This is a genomic window from Henriciella sp. (assembly GCF_049649345.1).
Classification (GTDB): Bacteria; Pseudomonadota; Alphaproteobacteria; order Caulobacterales; family Hyphomonadaceae; genus Henriciella.
The window spans coordinates 1-15,870 of the sequence record NZ_JBARZC010000157.1; the positions used below are offsets into that span (position 1 = coordinate 1).

At 60.7% G+C, this 15,870-nt stretch carries 12 protein-coding genes; 4 read left to right on the forward strand and 8 right to left on the reverse strand.

Annotated features, from left to right (window positions below; genetic code table 11):
* The coding region (locus WA989_RS03845; RefSeq protein ID WP_424339195.1) for an Lrp/AsnC family transcriptional regulator at positions 1-489 on the forward strand (489 nt) is incomplete at its 5' end.
* Positions 490-504: 15 nt separating this feature from the next.
* Entirely contained in the window at positions 505-1,617 is a 1,113-nt protein-coding gene (locus WA989_RS03850) for a serine hydrolase domain-containing protein (protein ID WP_424339196.1), read from the forward strand.
* 3 nt (positions 1,618-1,620) lie between these two features.
* Here WA989_RS03850 and WA989_RS03855 read toward each other — a convergent pair whose 3' ends face one another.
* Both WA989_RS03855 and WA989_RS03860 read right to left on the reverse strand, forming a co-directional pair.
* Positions 1,621-2,691, reverse strand: a complete 1,071-nt coding sequence (locus WA989_RS03855; RefSeq protein WP_424339197.1) for a DUF2332 domain-containing protein — start codon at positions 2,689-2,691, stop codon at positions 1,621-1,623.
* A gap of 22 nt (positions 2,692-2,713) precedes the next feature.
* Positions 2,714-3,892, reverse strand: coding sequence for a thiolase family protein (locus tag WA989_RS03860; RefSeq protein ID WP_424339198.1), 1,179 nt, complete (start codon positions 3,890-3,892; stop codon positions 2,714-2,716).
* Between the two features lie 184 nt (positions 3,893-4,076).
* Here WA989_RS03860 and WA989_RS03865 point away from each other — a divergent pair, with 184 nt between their 5' ends.
* Positions 4,077-5,213 carry a zinc-binding dehydrogenase gene (locus WA989_RS03865; RefSeq protein WP_424339199.1) on the forward strand — a complete coding sequence of 379 codons (1,137 nt, stop codon included), beginning with the start codon at positions 4,077-4,079 and terminating at the stop codon, positions 5,211-5,213.
* A 59-nt stretch (positions 5,214-5,272) separates the two neighbouring features.
* Here the strand turns inward: WA989_RS03865 and WA989_RS03870 are convergent, their stop codons facing one another.
* The 6 genes from WA989_RS03870 to WA989_RS03895 all read right to left on the reverse strand — a co-directional run bounded on the left by WA989_RS03870 (position 5,273) and on the right by WA989_RS03895 (position 14,661).
* A complete protein-coding gene (locus WA989_RS03870) occupies positions 5,273-5,863 on the reverse strand; it encodes a glutathione peroxidase (RefSeq protein ID WP_424339200.1) in 591 nt (196 codons plus the stop codon).
* Between the two features lie 60 nt (positions 5,864-5,923).
* On the reverse strand, positions 5,924-6,292 hold the full coding sequence (locus WA989_RS03875; RefSeq protein ID WP_424339201.1) for a DUF1801 domain-containing protein: 369 nt from the start codon (positions 6,290-6,292) through the stop codon (positions 5,924-5,926).
* A 175-nt stretch (positions 6,293-6,467) separates the two neighbouring features.
* Entirely contained in the window at positions 6,468-8,651 is a 2,184-nt protein-coding gene (locus WA989_RS03880; RefSeq protein ID WP_424339202.1) for a M13 family metallopeptidase, read from the reverse strand.
* An 86-nt stretch (positions 8,652-8,737) separates the two neighbouring features.
* Positions 8,738-11,953, reverse strand: a complete 3,216-nt coding sequence (locus WA989_RS03885) for an efflux RND transporter permease subunit (RefSeq protein WP_424339203.1) — start codon at positions 11,951-11,953, stop codon at positions 8,738-8,740.
* Complete coding sequence (locus WA989_RS03890; RefSeq protein WP_424339204.1) at positions 11,950-13,221, reverse strand: efflux RND transporter periplasmic adaptor subunit; 1,272 nt, start codon at positions 13,219-13,221, stop codon at positions 11,950-11,952. Before WA989_RS03890 ends, WA989_RS03885 begins: the two co-directional genes overlap by 4 nt.
* 15 nt (positions 13,222-13,236) lie before the next feature.
* On the reverse strand, positions 13,237-14,661 hold the full coding sequence (locus WA989_RS03895; RefSeq protein WP_424339205.1) for an efflux transporter outer membrane subunit: 1,425 nt from the start codon (positions 14,659-14,661) through the stop codon (positions 13,237-13,239).
* 202 nt (positions 14,662-14,863) lie between these two features.
* On the opposite strand from WA989_RS03895, the gene WA989_RS03900 reads away from it, so the two are divergent.
* A partial coding sequence (locus WA989_RS03900) for a histidine kinase dimerization/phospho-acceptor domain-containing protein (protein ID WP_424339206.1) occupies positions 14,864-15,870 on the forward strand: 1,007 nt, incomplete at its 3' end.

Sequence of the window (15,870 nt, forward strand, 5' to 3'; positions counted from 1 at the left end):
CAGACGCTTGATGCCATAGACGCAAAGATTCTTGACCTCATCCAGAAGGATGCGGCGCTTTCCGTGGCCGAAATCGCCGATCGCGTTGGATTGTCGTCCTCGCCCTGCTGGCGCCGGATCAAGCGGATGGAGGAGGCCGGCATCATAAAAGGGCGCGTGACCTTGTTGGAACGCGACACGCTGGGGCTTGGATTTGAAGTTGTCGCCAGCGTAAAACTTGCCCTGCCGAGCAAGGAAAATCTCGACAAGTTTGAACAGCTTGTCGGCAAGTGGTCGGAAGTCCTTGAATGCATGACCGTGACCGGCGCGGTGGACTACGTCATGCGGATCACAACAACCGACATGCATGCCTATGACTCCTTCCTGAGAGACCAACTCCTGGGCTCCGGTCTTGTTTCGGATGTCCAGTCGCGGATTGTCATTAATGTTGCCAAGCGGACCACCGCGCTGCCCCTCGGGCTTATAAGCGATTACGTCCCGGCGAGCTGAGTTCGGGAGGCTTTGATGAAAGCCCTTAGCCTTGTTTTTTCGTTTCTTTTCCTCGCGGCGCAGGCGGCAAGCGCTCAACAGCTTGATCAGGAATGGCTTCAGTCCACTGTCGACGAGGCCTTTAGCGAGTATGAGCCTGTAGCGCTTGGCGCCGCGGTCGCCCGGCTGGAGGGCGGTGTCATTGTCGCGGTTGCCGGCATGACCCGCAAAGGCAGCGATGCGCCGGCCGAACCAGACCAGGCCTGGCACATCGGTTCCAATACGAAGGCGCTGACTGCCCTCCTCTATGCCCGCCTCGTTGACGCCGGCGAGGCAGACTGGGGCGCGTCTGTTGCCGATCTTTTCGAAGGCCATGTCGAGACCATCGATCCAGCCTGGACTGACATCACCATTGAGGACCTGTTTGCCCATCGGTCGGGTGTTGGACAGCTGGGGCCTGGCTGGCTGATCGCCCGGCATGCTGACAGCAAATCACTGCCGCAACAGCGCCTCGAAACTGTTGAGCGCCTGCTCGACGCGCCCCCTCCATCGCCCACCGGCGCGTTCGAATACAGCAATCTCAATTACATCGTCGCAGGCGCCGCCATCGAACTGATCACCGGCACAAGTTGGCGACAGGCAATGAAGGATTACGTCTTCGAGGTCGAAGGCTCTGACTGGTCCGATGGCTGGGGGACCGGCGCGCCCCAGACGGGCTTGCAGGGACATCGGCGCAACCTTTTCGGCTTCAAGCAATCTGTCGGACGCGGAGGCGGGGCCGACAATCCGGGCGCCTTGGGGCCGGCTGGCACGCTGCATGTGCCGCTTGAGACCCATGCGCGCCTTCTGCTCGAATTTGTCGATCCGGCCAGCAGGCTGATCACACCCGCCATGCGCACCCGCCTCTTCGCCCCATGGCCAGATGAGACGGCCGTCTACGCGATGGGATGGGGCGTTCAGGATGACGCGGTAGCCGGCCGCGTCTATGCCCATGCCGGCTCGAACACAGCGTGGCTGTCACGCGCCGTACTCCTTCCCGAATTCGACGCTGTCATCGTCGTCAACAGCAATGAATTCACGGATGCGAGCCGCGCTGCGACGGATGCGGTCGTCACGTCGGTAAGCCAAAAGCTCGCTGGCGCAGACTAGCACTCAGGCCGGTGTGACTTTAGTCACGTGCCCGTCCGAGCGGTTGAGGAGTGTCGCCTGCCCGCCAGGCCAGGTCTGCAGCCTGGTCACCATCCCGGAGGAAGACGGGCTACCACCGAATAGGGCCTCTGACTCGCAACAAAGCCAGGCCAGCGGAGCCGCCTCGGTTGCTGCCGCGCCCGCCTCGTCAATCGCAGACATGATGGCCTTGATCACGTCTCGCGGCGGATAGATCAGAAAGACAGAGTGATAGACAACCGTCAGTCCGGTCTTCGGGCGCGCGGCGAGTTTGCGGCTCACCCAGTCCAGCGCATCAGCCTTCTCAACGCTGACGCCTGTCTGTCGCGCAAGCTCGATCGCTGCATCCAGCCGGGCGAGCCGCTCAGCCTGGTCTGGCCAGACATAGGATCTCAGGCGAAGCTTCTGGTCCGGATCGCTGATATCGATTGGATTGAGATCGCACGCTGCGCGGCTCGCGACTTCAGGGCTGGCATCAAGATGAGCCGGCGGCGGTGCCTGCCAATCAGTCCTGATGACGACACCGCTCTCTGGCTCCCGCCGCAGCTGCCACTTGTCGGTTGCATAGGAAAAGCGATCCCAATTCTGGTTGAGGCCAGCACTCGCGCCAAGCTCAAGAAGATGCATCGGCATCTCAAACCGCGCGGCCAGCTCCAGGAAGCCCGGCAGCATGGCGATGCTGCGCCGCGTTTCATTGGTCTGCGGCGCGCGCTCGATGAAGCGTTTGGCCGAGTCGGTATTTGACTGCAGCCATTGGCGCGCCAGGGGCCATATCCGGTCAATCGACCAGTCCGGTTGGGCGGCGGGATACTCAGCGCCGAGCACCTCTGCAGCGCCGCTCAACACCGCGTGGTGGAGAAAACCTGTGAGCCGAAGTGCCAGCGCATCCTTGCGCGGGCTGCCCGGCCAGTCTGCGGTCAGGCGATAGATCACGCCGCCCGCGTCGAAGTCGCCGGCAAAGGCGAGACAGAGATCCGCCGTCAGCGGCGAGCCAAGCGCCCGGCACCAGCCCGCCTGCTCACGGAAGTGATCGACAACGGCAGACGGCCCGGGCAATCAGCTGGCAATCGCCGGGCGTCTAGGCGCGCTCGACACACATGGCGATGCCTTCGCCGCCGCCGATGCAGAGCGAGGCGACACCTTTCTTCACATCACGATCTTCCATCGCAGCCAGTAGCGTCACGAGGATACGCGCACCGGAAGCGCCGATCGGATGACCCATCGCGCAGGCGCCGCCATGCACATTGACGATGTCATGCGAAAGGCCGAGCTCTTTCATCGCGATCATCGGGACGACCGCAAAGGCCTCATTGATCTCCCAGAGACCCACTTCGTCCTTGCTCCAGCCGGCTTTTTCGAGGGCCTTCTTCATGGCCGGCACGGGCGCTGTCGTGAAGTATTCCGGCTCGTGCGCATGGCTTGAGGAAGAGACGATCTTCGCGATCGGCTTGAGGCCGCGCTTTTCGGCTTCGGACTGTGTCATCAGGACGAGCGCTGCAGCGCCGTCGGAGATTGCAGACGCATTGGCCGCTGTCACCGTGCCGTCCTTGTTAAAAGCGGGGCGAAGGGTCGGGATCTTGTCCGGGCGCGCCGTGCGTGGCAGCTCATCTGTATCTACGGTCACATCGCCCTTGCGGGTTTTCATCGTCACGGGCGTGATCTCGCGCTTGAACTTGCCGTCCTCGGTGGCTTTCTGGGCCCGGGCGAGTGTTTCCAGCGCATAGGCGTCCTGCTGCTCGCGGGTGAACTGGTATTCGCGCGCGATCATGTCCGCGAAATTGCCCATCGGTCCGCCTGCATAGGCGTCTTCGAGGCCATCGGTTGCCATGTGGTCTTTCATGCCGGTCGCGCCGTATTTGTGACCCTTGCGCATGTCGACCAGATGCGGCGCATTGGTCATCGATTCCATGCCGCCGACGACGATGACATTGGCATTGCCGGCTGCGATGGCATTGGCGCCCATCACGGCCGCCTGCAGCCCGGAGCCGCACATCTTGTTGATCGTGGTTGCCTCGGTTCCCTTGTCGAGACCGGCCTTGATGGCGGCCTGGCGCGCAGGCGCCTGGCCCTGACCGGCGGGCAGGCAGTTGCCCATGATGATCTCATTGACTTCATCTGAGCCAAGCTTTGCTTCGTCAGCGGCCGCCTTTACGGCAAGAGAGCCAAGCTCATTTGCAGAGAGGCCTGAAAGGTCCCCCAGCAAGCCACCCATCGGGGTGCGTGACATGCCTACAATTACTATGGGATCCTGAGCCATCTGTTCCTCCGCGGCTATGCTGAATATCGAGTGGGAGATGTGCGCTTCCGTGGACGCAGCGTCAAGGCCTCGCCCAATGATGGCTTTTCAATTTCACCAGCTCGCAGACGCTGCGTGAGCGCTTGTGCCGGCTTTCCATTGCGGCCAAGGTATCGCGAAAGAAACACACCAAGGGAGACTGTCCATGTCGCAATCCGTACCCGCCAAGGGCCGGCAGCTGAGAACCCTCGTCAAGTCCTCCGGCGAGCTGGAACTCTCGCTCGAAGACGTCGATATCCGCGAGCCGAATGATGACGAAGTGATCGTGCGCGTCGAGGCGACACCGATCAACCCGTCCGACCTCGGCCTGCTTGTCGGGGCGGCGGACCTCTCGACGCTCAAGGCGGCGGGAAGTGCCGACCGGCCTGTGCTGACGGCGGACATCCCCGAACCGGGCATGCGGGCGATGCAGGCGCGCGTCGATCAGTCCCTGGCTGTCGGCAATGAAGGCGCCGGCACAGTCGTGGCGGCGGGCAAGTCAGACGCTGCGCAGGCACTGCTCGGAAAGACAGTGACAGCGCTGGGCGGCGAGTTCTATGCCGACTACCGCATCCTGAACGTGGCGCAGGTCATGGCCCTGCCGGAAGATGCGACAGCGCGCGAAGGCGCCTCCTGCTTCGTCAATCCGCTGACCGCACTCTCCTTTCCTGAAACCATGCGCATGGAAGGCCACAAAGCGCTCGTGCATACAGCGGCAGCGTCAAATCTTGGCCAGATGCTGAACAAGATCTGCATCGCCGACGGCGTGCCGCTGGTGAACATCGTGCGCAAGCCGGAGCAGGAGAAAATTCTGCGCGATCTTGGAGCAAAATACGTCCTGAATTCGAGCTCAGATGGCTTCATGAGCGATCTGATTGATGCGCTGGCTGAGACGGGGGCCACGCTGGGCTTCGATGCAATTGGCGGCGGCAGGCTCGCCGGCCAGATTCTGACGGCGATGGAGGCGGCGGCGTCGCGCGGGTCCGAATATAGCCGCTACGGCTCGGCCTCTCCGAAACATGTCTACATCTATGGCCGCCTCGATGTCAGCCCGACCATGATTCCCCCAGGGGTCGGCATGGCGTGGAGCACAGGCGGCTATCTGCTCACCTATTTCCTTCAGAAAATCGGCGCAGAGGGCCGGGCCAAACTGCGCAACCGCGTGATGAGCGAGCTCAAGACGACGTTTGCGAGCCATTACACAGATGAGATCTCGCTCACCGAAGCGCTCGATCCGGAAACGCTGAAGACCTACAACGCCAAGCGCACAGGCGAGAAATTCCTGATCAATCCGACGCTATAGTTGCGGGGAAATTTCGAGGCCGCGCCCCTATCGAGCGCGGCCTCATTGCCTTTTCAGGCTCAGCTTCCCAGCGCGCTTTCGATGTCGGCCGTGAGGGTCTCGTCCATCGGCTTTACCGATGAGGGATAGGCTTTCAGGACCTCGCCGGACTTGCCGACCAGAACTTTATGAAAGTTCCATTTGGGCTCTGCCGCATCGCCGAGCTCCGCTTTCGCGACCTGCCAGAATTGGTGCTGCTCCGGGCCGACAGCATGGGCCTTGGACGTCAGCGGAAAATCGACCCCGAAATTGATCTCGCAGAAGGTCTTGATCTCCTCCTCGGTGCCGGGCTCCTGACCGCCAAAATCATTTGACGGCACACCAAGCACGGTAAAGCCCTGCGGCTCATATGTGTCGGAAAGTGCCTGCAGGCCTTCATACTGCGGCGTGTATCCGCACTTCGAGGCGGTGTTCACCACGAGGACAACCTTGCCGTCAAAGCTTGACATGGGCAGCGGCGCCCCGTCGATAGAGGTGAAGTTTACATCGCTTACGCTGGCACTCATCGCAGCCTCTCCTTGCTGAGCTGGACCCTCGGCGAACGCGGTTTCACCGGGAATGTTTACCGCGCCTGAGGCGGCTAGAAGGATGGCGAGGGTCAAATGGCGCATGGCTGGAAGCTCCAATAATCAGGTTTCGTAAGATAGACCGCCGCGCGCCCGCGCCAAGGCCTAGCGCACGCGAACCGGGTCAACGTCGTCAAGCTGCACAGCGCGGTCGATGATATCGATCAGTTCGTCATCGATCTCGCTCTCAGACCGGATCTTTACATGGCGCAGCTGCTTGCCCGTGCCTTCGATCCGGCCGAGATAGTGTTCGGCCAGCCGGGCGCCTGACCAGAGCTGGAGGTTACAATGGCGCGCGTGGGCGATCACCGAGAATATCCGCTCATGGCCGAACCAGCACGGAGAGCCCCAGGCGAGCGTCGCCTTCAGACCTGGATGTTGCGCGACGATAGCATCGCCCATCGCGACGGCGACTGTCTTCATCGGCCCGTCCAGTTCGTCAAAATAGGTCTGGACCGCCTTCGGCATCGGCATTGCTCAACCCTCCCCAGAGTTCCGCATGGCCAAATGAAACCCAATCGTTGGAGGTTTGTGAAGACGGAAAATAGACGAACGCCGGATAAATTTAGCACGCACACGGATTATCCGCACAAGAAAGGGCCAGCCATATTGCCGGCCCTTCCCTGGATTTTTTGCTAACATTCAAGGCCTACCAGATGCGGATACGTTCCTCCGGCGGGATGTAGAGCGCATCGTCGGGCGTCACATCAAAGGCCTCGTACCACTCGTCGAAATTCCGCACGATGCCGTTGACGCGGTAATAAGGCGGCGAATGGGGGTCCGTCAGTAGACGCTGGCGGAGCGCATCATCGCGGTACTTCGCCCGCCAGACTTGCGCCCAGGCCATGAAGAAGCGCTGGTCACCGGTCAGACCGTCAAGAACAGGTGCCTCTTCGTCTGCGCTGATTTCGCCGTCGCCATTCTCATCAAGGCTCAGCTTGTACGCCTTGTAGGCCATGGAAAGCCCACCAAGGTCGCCAATATTTTCGCCAAGCGTCAGGCGGCCATTGACGCAGGTCTCACCCTCATCAATCGGGCAGTAGGCATTGTACTGTTCGACAAGCGCGTCGGTCAGAGCCTTGAAGGCCGCCTCGTCCTCGTCCGTCCACCAGTTGCGCAGCACACCGTCGCCATCGGATTTCGCGCCCTGATCATCAAAGCCGTGACCCATCTCATGACCGATCACACCGCCAATGGCGCCATAATTGATCGCAGGGTCAGCCGAGATATTGAAGAAGGGCGGCTGCAGGATGGCTGCCGGAAAGACGATCTCGTTCCGGTTCGGCGAATAGTACGCGTTCACCGTCTGCGGCAGCATGAACCATTCCGTCTTGTCGATCGGCCCGCCGAGCTTCGACAGCATATCCTCAAAACCCCAGCGGTTGGCTTCCATATCATTGGTGAAAGCGTCGCTGCCGGCTGCGAAATCATCATAGGTCTCGAATTTCTCGGTATAGCCGATCTTCGGCGTGAATTTTGCGAGCTTGTCGTAGGCTTCAGGCTTCGTCTCGTCGCTCATCCAGTCAATTTCGCGCAGATTGTCAGCCATCGCCTTGCGGAGATTTTCAACCAGCTCGTCCATGGCCGCCTTGTTTTCTGGCGGGAAATAGTGCGCCGCATAGACCTTGCCGACACCCTCGCCGAGCGCGCCTTCAACTGATTGCACGCCGCGCTTCCAGCGCTCGCGCTGTTCTTCCTGTCCATTCAGCAGCTTGCCATAGAGGTCGAAGGTTGCCTCATCGATCTTTGCAGGCAGAACATCGGACCGGTTCGACAGGAAGTGGGCTGCCGAATAGGCCTTCCAGGTCTCAAGCGGCTCGCTCGCCATCAGATCCAGAATGCCGACAATGCCGCCGCCAGAGATCTCGGCGAGCTGTTCGCCCGTCAGGCCGTACTCCTCGATCTCGTCAGCTGTCGGCGCGAGTTGGCGCACCACGAATGCATCCTCTTCGCCGAGCCCCATTTCCTCGAGAACCGTCGCCACCGGGAAGTTCGGTTCCAGCGCGACCAGCTCTTCGCGCGAGAGCTTGTTATAGGTCAGGCTGCGGTTGCGGCTGATCGTGCGGTCCCACTGCGCTTCGGCGATCTTGTGCTCGAGATCGTAGACCGCATTGGCCCACTGCGCAGGATCAGGATATCCCGCCTCGCCCAGCAGCAGCGCGAGATACTCTTTGTAGGCTTCGCGATATTCGAGGTTCTTTTCGGTGTCCTCAAGATACATGTCGCGGTCAGGCAAGCCGAGGCCGCCCTGCGTCAGGTAGAAAATATAGTTTTCAGTATCCTTGGAGTCGACATCGACCCAGCCGGCCACGGGAGAGGAAAAGCCCGGCGCGGCAAAGATTTTCGCGAGGTCTTCCCGCGTCGAGACGGCGGCGATCCGGTCAAGATATGGCTGGGCGGGCGCAATGCCCGCAGCCTCGATGGCATCTGTATCGAGATAGGCATTGTAATACGCGGCAATCTTACCTTCGAGGGTCGCCGGATCCGGCTCTGCTTCAGCGAGATCATCAATGATGAAGCGGACGCGCTGTTCTGATTTCTCGCGTAGCAGGCTGAATGAGCTGTAATTGGTACGATCGGCCGGAATCTCGAATTCGTCATACCAGGTGCCATTCATGTGGGCGAAGAAATCGTCGCCCGGACGCACAGCGGTGTCCATGGAGGCAAGGTCGATGCCGAAATCGCCCCAATCATCCCTGGATACCGTAACCACTTCCCTTTCCTCTACGGGTGGCTCCACCACTGCCACAGTTTGTGTTTCTTCAACGGGGGCATTCGTCGTACAGGCCGCCAGCACAGCCAAAGCTGTTCCGGCAAGGAAAAGTGATCGCATTAAAGGTCTCCTAAGGGGTAAATTTTCACTCGTTCGAGTCTGTTTAAGGCACAGGCTAGCTGAATGCAGCCCATTTGCTGCAGCTTTTATTCTGCAGGCTGTGGCCGGCCGCCCTGGCTGGTGCCGATAAGTTCTTCCTCATCGATATGCACATCGCCCTCATAGGATTCACCAATCTGGCGATAGGGCCGTCCGCCCCAGCTCCAGCGGAAAATCCGGCCCACTTCGCAGCCGACGGCATAGAGCGCTGGCACCATGAGCAGCGAAACAAAGAGTGCGAACGCCACCGCAGAGCCGAGTGAAACCACCATCGGCTTCAGGAACTGGGCCTGTACCGACTGTTGAGAGATCATTGGCAAAATGCCGACAAAAGTCGTGACCGAGGTCAGCAGCACGGGGCGGAAGCGCGAGACGCCAGCATCAACGATGGCCTGGAGGGCGCCTGCCCCTTGGTCCCGCCTTCGGTTGATATAGTCGACCAGAACAAGGTTGTCGTTGATCACGACACCTGCTGCCGCGCCGATGCCAAACATCGAGAACATCGCCATCGGAACCCCAAAGGCGGCATGTCCAAACACCGCGCCGGCAAAACCGAACGGGATCGCCATCATCAGCAGGACGGGCTGGGTATAGGACTGGAAGGCAATCGCCAGCAGAACGTACATCATCACGAAGGCGATGATGTAGAGCCGGTTGATGTCGGCGAAGAACTCCGCTTCAGACTCGGCAGAGCCCACGGCGCCGCGCGTCAGTTCCGGATACTTCTTGTTGAATTCCGGCCAGAAGTTCTGCTCCATCTCCTGCGAGATGACATCACGCGTGCCGTCGCCAACGAGATCGGCGAACACGGTCACGGACCGGAGGCGCTCACGGCGCAGGATACGGTTGACGCCCGGTTCGAACGAGATCTCCGCCAGCTGCAGCACGGGAATTTCGCGTCCGTCGCTTGTGCGGATGCGCAGATCGCGCAGGCTATCAATCGAGCGGCGTGTCTCTTCAGGATAGCGAACGCGCACTTCGACATCTTCCCCATCGCGCGGCAGGCGCTGCACCAGTTCGCCATAATAGGCCTGACGGATCTGGCGGGTCACATCTGCCAGGGTGATGCCGAGCGCGGTCGCGCCGGGCTTCAGCTCAACGCGGATTTCTTCGGCGGCAGAGGAGAGATTGTCGCCGATATCATAGGTCTGGTCATAGCTGGACAGCTGCTCCTTCACCTCATCTGCAGCCCGGCGAAGAAGGTCCAGATCGTCATGATTGAGCGCGAACCGGATCGAATTGTCGGACTGGTTGATCGTGAAGGAGAAGTTCACTTCCTCGGCATCGGGAACATCGCCGAAAGCTGTACGCAGGGTCTGTGTGATTTCCTTGGAGCTCACACCCGTGGGACGGTTTTCGGCGCTCATGAGCCCAACCCAGGCCTGAACATTGCCTTCCGTCGCCACAATCGAGGTTCCGGGAATCATGGGCTCAGTCAGCTGTGGGTATTTCCGCTGAAGTTCGGCTTCCGCTTGCTCAATGGCCAGGCGCAACTGGTCACGCACCTGTAGCGAACGCGACTGCGGCGAGCCGTCGGGTAGATCGATTTCGACCTGGATCAGGTCATTCTCGATCTCCGGCATGAAGGAGAAAGGCACAATACCCGTCTGGAGCAGCATGACCGCCCATACGAACATCGAGACGAACACAGCAACGGTCACATAGCGGAGGCGCACAGCCGCCTCGAGCAGGGGCTTGTAGATCTTGTTGGCAAAGGTCAGCAGGCTGTCTGCGATCGTCTGCTGCAGTTTCAGCAGCTTGCCAACCGGACCGTCAAACTTCTGCGGCTCCATATGGGCAAGGTGCGCCGGCAGGATCAGAAGCGACTCAATGAGGGAGAAGGTCAGCGCCGCGATGACCACATAGGAAATCTGAGCGGTAAACTGGCGCTCTGGTCCCGGCAGGAGCATCCATGGCGCAAACATGATCATGGTCGTTATGACGCCGAAGATCACAGGCTTCAGAACGAGCTGCGCGCCGACAGTTGCCGCATCGAGGCCTTCTCGCCTGCCGCTCTCGACTTCCTTGTGAATATTCTCACCGACAATGATGGCGTCATCGACGACAACGCCGATCACCAGCAGCACCGCAAACAGAGACAGGAAGTTCAGGGAAACACCGAACAATGGCAGGATCAGCATGCCGCCCGCAAATGCGGTTCCGATCCCGATCGTCACCCAGAACGCCACAGCGGGGCGCAGGAAGAGGATCAGAATAATGAGCACGAGGATCATCCCCTGCGTCGCTGCAGAGCTGATCGTGGCCATGCGGCCTCTGTAGACTTCGGAATCGTCAAACAGGAGATCGAGCGTGAGCCCGCCCGGAAGCGCGTCCGGCCCACTGCCGCTATTTGCGCGCTCCATATATTCCTTGATGGCATCGGAATAGGCGACGATGTCCATCTTCTCCGGCTGGCCGATCATGATGAAGGCGGTCGGATCACCATTATGCGTGGCGTCGAGGTCGAAATCGACGAACCCGTCAACAACGGTAGCGATATCGCGAATACGGATCGTGCCGCCGCCAACCGACTGGCGCACGATGATGTTCTCGAAGTCGGCCTGTGTATCGGCCAGCTGGCGAGCCTGGACGGCGACCGAACCTGTGTCAGTGCGCATCGTGCCGCCGGAAGAGTTAAGCGATGAATTGCGCACCGCATTGGCGACCTCGGAGAAGGTCAGATTATACCGGCGCAGCGCTTCTTCGGAGACCTCGATGGAGACCTGCTCGCCAAGCACGCCGTTCACTTCCGCCAGCTCCCCGCCGTCGATCAGCGCGATCGCGTCACGGGCTTCTTCTGCATAATATTTCAGCGTCTTTCGGTCGACATCGCCGTGAAGGGCGAGGCCCATATACTGGTTGTTGGCGCGCCAGCGAGTAACTTGCGGCGGGAAACTCGCTTGCGGCAAATTGGAAATCGTATCGACCCGGCGTTTCACTTCGTCGACGAACTCATCGATTTCGATGTCGAGCTCGGACTCCATATTGATATAGCCAACGCCTTCGCGAGCGACGCCTGTCAGGCGTTTCAGCCCGTCAATATCGGCGACGACCTCTTCGAGGCGGACGACGATCTGGTCCTCGACATCCTGCGGCGAGGCGCCCGGCCAGGCGATCGACACCGTTGCGCCGTTAAAGTCAGCCGATGGAAACGCCTCTTTCTCCAGACTGAGGAAACCAAACGTGCCGCCCAGAAAGGCGATCACCATGAGCAGGTTTGCTGCAATCGAATTGCGGGCCCACCAGGCGACTATGCCGTTCATTGTGAAGCTCCTTCAACGTCGCCTGAAGCCAGGGCCGCGCCGTCAGCGGACTCTGGTTCGGCATCGATTTTCCGGGGTGTTCTGGAAATCAGCTCGCCATCGGGCATACGTTCGACAACCTGAATGTTCATCCCGTCGAACGCCGCCTGGATCGGCGAGACGATGGCAAGTTCGCCCGGTTCGATCCCGGAACTGACATAGGCGCCGGTCTCGTCGCTGAAGACAAGTTCGACCTCGCGGATCTCGAGTTTGCCCGCGGGTCCGTCACCGATGTAGATTTCATCCACGCCCCGCAGTGCAGATCGCGGGACACGCACCACATTCTGGACCTGTTCGCCTTCGACCTCGGCATTTACGAAAAGACCGGGCGCCATGGGGACGCCATTGTCAGAGCCAGTGCCATAGGGATCGCGAAGTTCGGCTATCGCTGTGATGAGACGGGTTTGCGGACTGATCGCCGCCGATGTCCGCACGATCCGTCCGTTCCACTGGCGCGGCTGACCGGCCACGTTTGCCTTGAAGATAACGTCAGGACCTTGCGTCGATTTTGTCTCGGCGAAGGCAAGCGGCAGGCCGACGCGGCCCATCTCCTCGTCAGACAGCGGCAGCGACACCTCGACCACATCGGTCGCGAAGATTGTCCCGAGCGCCTGGCCCGGGCTCACAAACTGGCCGAGATCGGCATTGCGTTCACGGACCCGGCCCGAAAAGGGCGCCGTCACAGCGGTGCGATTGAGCGCCAGTTGCGCATCGGCGAGCTGTGCCTTGGCGGAATCGAGTGACGCGCGTGCTTCGGCAAGTTGCGGCTCGCGGCGCGCCAGCGGGCTGGTATTGGTAATGCCAAGCTCTTCCAGATCCTGAATGGCAAGCTCGGCTTCGGCCTCTTCGCGGGCCAGGCGCTGTTCTGCCGAGGCCACACCGGACTGGGCGCGGACAATCGCAAGACGGTAATCTTCGGCTTCGAGACGCACCAGGACCTGGCCTTCACGGATGAAGCCGCCATCGATGAAATCGGGCGATACAAAGGAGATCCGGCCGGAGATCTGCGGCGCGACGATGATCTGGCGTTGCGGCTGCACTTCGCCTTGCGCACTGACGGTCAACTCGAGGTCTGTCAGCTCGGCCGCTTCAGCAAAAACCGAAAGACCGCGCGCCTGTTCTTCAGCCTTCTCTGGCTGGGGCTTCAGCATCTGCATCAGGAAAAATCCGCCGGCGACAAGCACGGCGAGGACGATGACAGGCATAAGCAGAGCAAGAATACGTTTCATGGGAGGTCTCGGTCTCTATGGCACGATTATATCAGAATTATCGGATCCCGGCTCTCCCGGAATCCCGCCGCCCAGTGCCAGATGGAAAGCGATACGGTTCGAAATGCGCGCAGAGCGCGCGGCAATAAGGTTACTTTCGGCATTCAGTCTACGTGTCTGGGCATCGATCAGATTGAAGATGGTGACCAGGCCGCTGGAATATTGCCGTGTGGCGATTTCTTCAGCTTCTCTCGCCTCTACCAGCGCGCGCATCTGCGCATCGACCTGCTGGGCAAGAAGCGTGTCAGCGGCAAGCGCATCCTCGACCTCGCGCCAGGCCTGCAGGGCCGTGGAGGCGTAATTGGCAACCGCAATCTCCGCATTGGCGATCGCAGCATCACGGTCTGCCCTCAGCGCCCCGCCATTGAAGACAGGCTGGGCGAGACTTGCAATCGCATTGGCTGCGATCCGCGTCGGGTCGAACAGGTCAGACAGATCGGTTTCATTTGCCGTCAGAGACCCTGAGAGCGACAGACTCGGCAGAAGCGCAAGACGGGCCTGCTCGGCGCGAAGGCCTGCAGCGACCACACGGGCCTCATCGGCGGCCACATCGGGGCGGCGCGCCAACAGCATGACGGGCGTGCCGGCCGCTTCAATCGGTTCAAGGTCTGGCAGTGCGGCTGGCGCATCGATTTCATTGGCCGGGTAGCGACCAAGCAGGATTTCGAGACGGCGCACGGCATTGCCGCTGGCCAGACGGCGCGCAGCAATTGCCGCTTCGGCCGTGGCAACCGCGCTTCTGGCTGTGCGCACATCAAGCGCATTGGTCAGCCCGCGCGCAACCCGGCGCTCTGTCAACTCAAGGATGCGCTGGCGCGCTTCATAGGTCTGGACCGCCACCCGCTCCTGCGCGAGCGCCTCATTCAGATCTGTCCAGGCAATTGCTGTCTGGGCGGCGAGCGATAATTGTGCGGCAGCAAGGTCTGCCTGGCTGGCCACGAGATCTGCTTCAGCTGCCTCAATGCCGGCGCGCAGCCGTCCCCAAAGGTCGGCCGTCCAGGATGCATCGGCGCGCAAGCCGTAAGTCGGGTCGGTGAACCGCTCATCGGCCGATTCAACATAAGTGGAGGTGACGCCGGCCGAGCCGCCTACCGATACATTCGGCAGCGAACGGCCGTACACACTGCGCGCCTGGGCGCGGGTCGCCTGGACGACAAAATAGCGCGCGCGAAGACTGGGATTGGCGCGCAGGCTTTCCGCCACGAGCGCCTCCATCACCGGATCGTTGAACTGTGTGATCCAGTCGGCACGCGGCAATTCTCCGGCCACCCCGGCGGCAGACCATGTCTCAGGCGCATCGGCCGCAACCGGGAATACCTCGATCGGGTCACCACTCACGCCGGAGACAGTGCTACAACCGGCGAGCACCATAAGTCCCAGGATGGCACTTTGCTTCTTCATACGACCCTCATTCCATTCAGTCCGTGATCTACGAGCCGATTAGTCGACTGTCAACAAAAAATTATCGAAAATCAATATACGACTGCTTTGTCTGCTTTTGGACCACAAATGGGTTGATAATCTGTAGAGAAACAGCTCCAACGCTGAGTTTACCCATGGAATGCGTCCTGCCGGACACAGTATGAGACAGGTTTGAAAGCGAATGCCTTCGACAGAACGCGATGCCCCTCGGACCTCCACACGCCGTCCAGAACGCGCCCGTGATTTCGTCGTCCTTACACTGGCTGGCTGCGCGCTCCTGCTGCTTCTGATTGCTTCAGGCGCGCTCGGCTGGATTGAGGGGCTGACAGCAGCCATGGTCCTTTCGGCCGGGACGCTTGCTTATTTCGTCGGCTCCGTCCCGCCCGAACGCATTCAGGAAGAGACGGTCGCAGCGAAATCGGCTGAACAGACGGTGCAGGAATCGGTTCGCACAATGATCAGCGCCCTGCCCGTGCCAGCCTTTCATATCACGCCGGACAACCGGGTGGACGCCTTTAATTCGCACGCCCGGCGCCTGTTCCGCATGCCCGAGGCGACAGGGGCGCTGAAATCTGTCGTCATCCGCCAGCCAGACCTGCTGACAGCGACGGACCGCGTCGCGCAGACTGGCGCCAGCGAGCGGATCGAGTTCATGTCGGGCGAAGGCGACGAGCTGTGGCTCGCTCATCTCACACAGGGGATTATGGCCCACAGCGTCTTCGTTTTCCTGGAAGACCGCACGGCCGTCCACCGCGCCGAGCGCGCCCGGGCTGACTTCCTCGCCAATGCCAGCCATGAGCTGAGAACGCCGCTGACCGCCCTTGCCGGCTTCATCGAGACCATGCGCGGCCCGGCCAATAATGACCGCGAATCCTGGGATGGGTTCCTTGAGATCATGCACCAGCAGACAGACCGGATGCGCCATCTGGTCTCCGACCTTCTGTCACTGTCGCGGATCGAGTTCAGCGAACACAGGGCGCCCGAATCGGTGATCGATCTCAGCGAAGTGCTGAGCCAGACCGTGCTCGCGCTCCAGCCCATCGCGGCCGAGCGCTCGATCCATCTCTCCCTCGACGGCCTCGGCGAGGCCGTTCCGATCACGGCCAAATGGGATGAGATCGCCCAAGTGATCCAGAACCTCGTCAGCAATGCGCTCAAATATTCGCCCGAAGGCGGCACGGTCAGGGT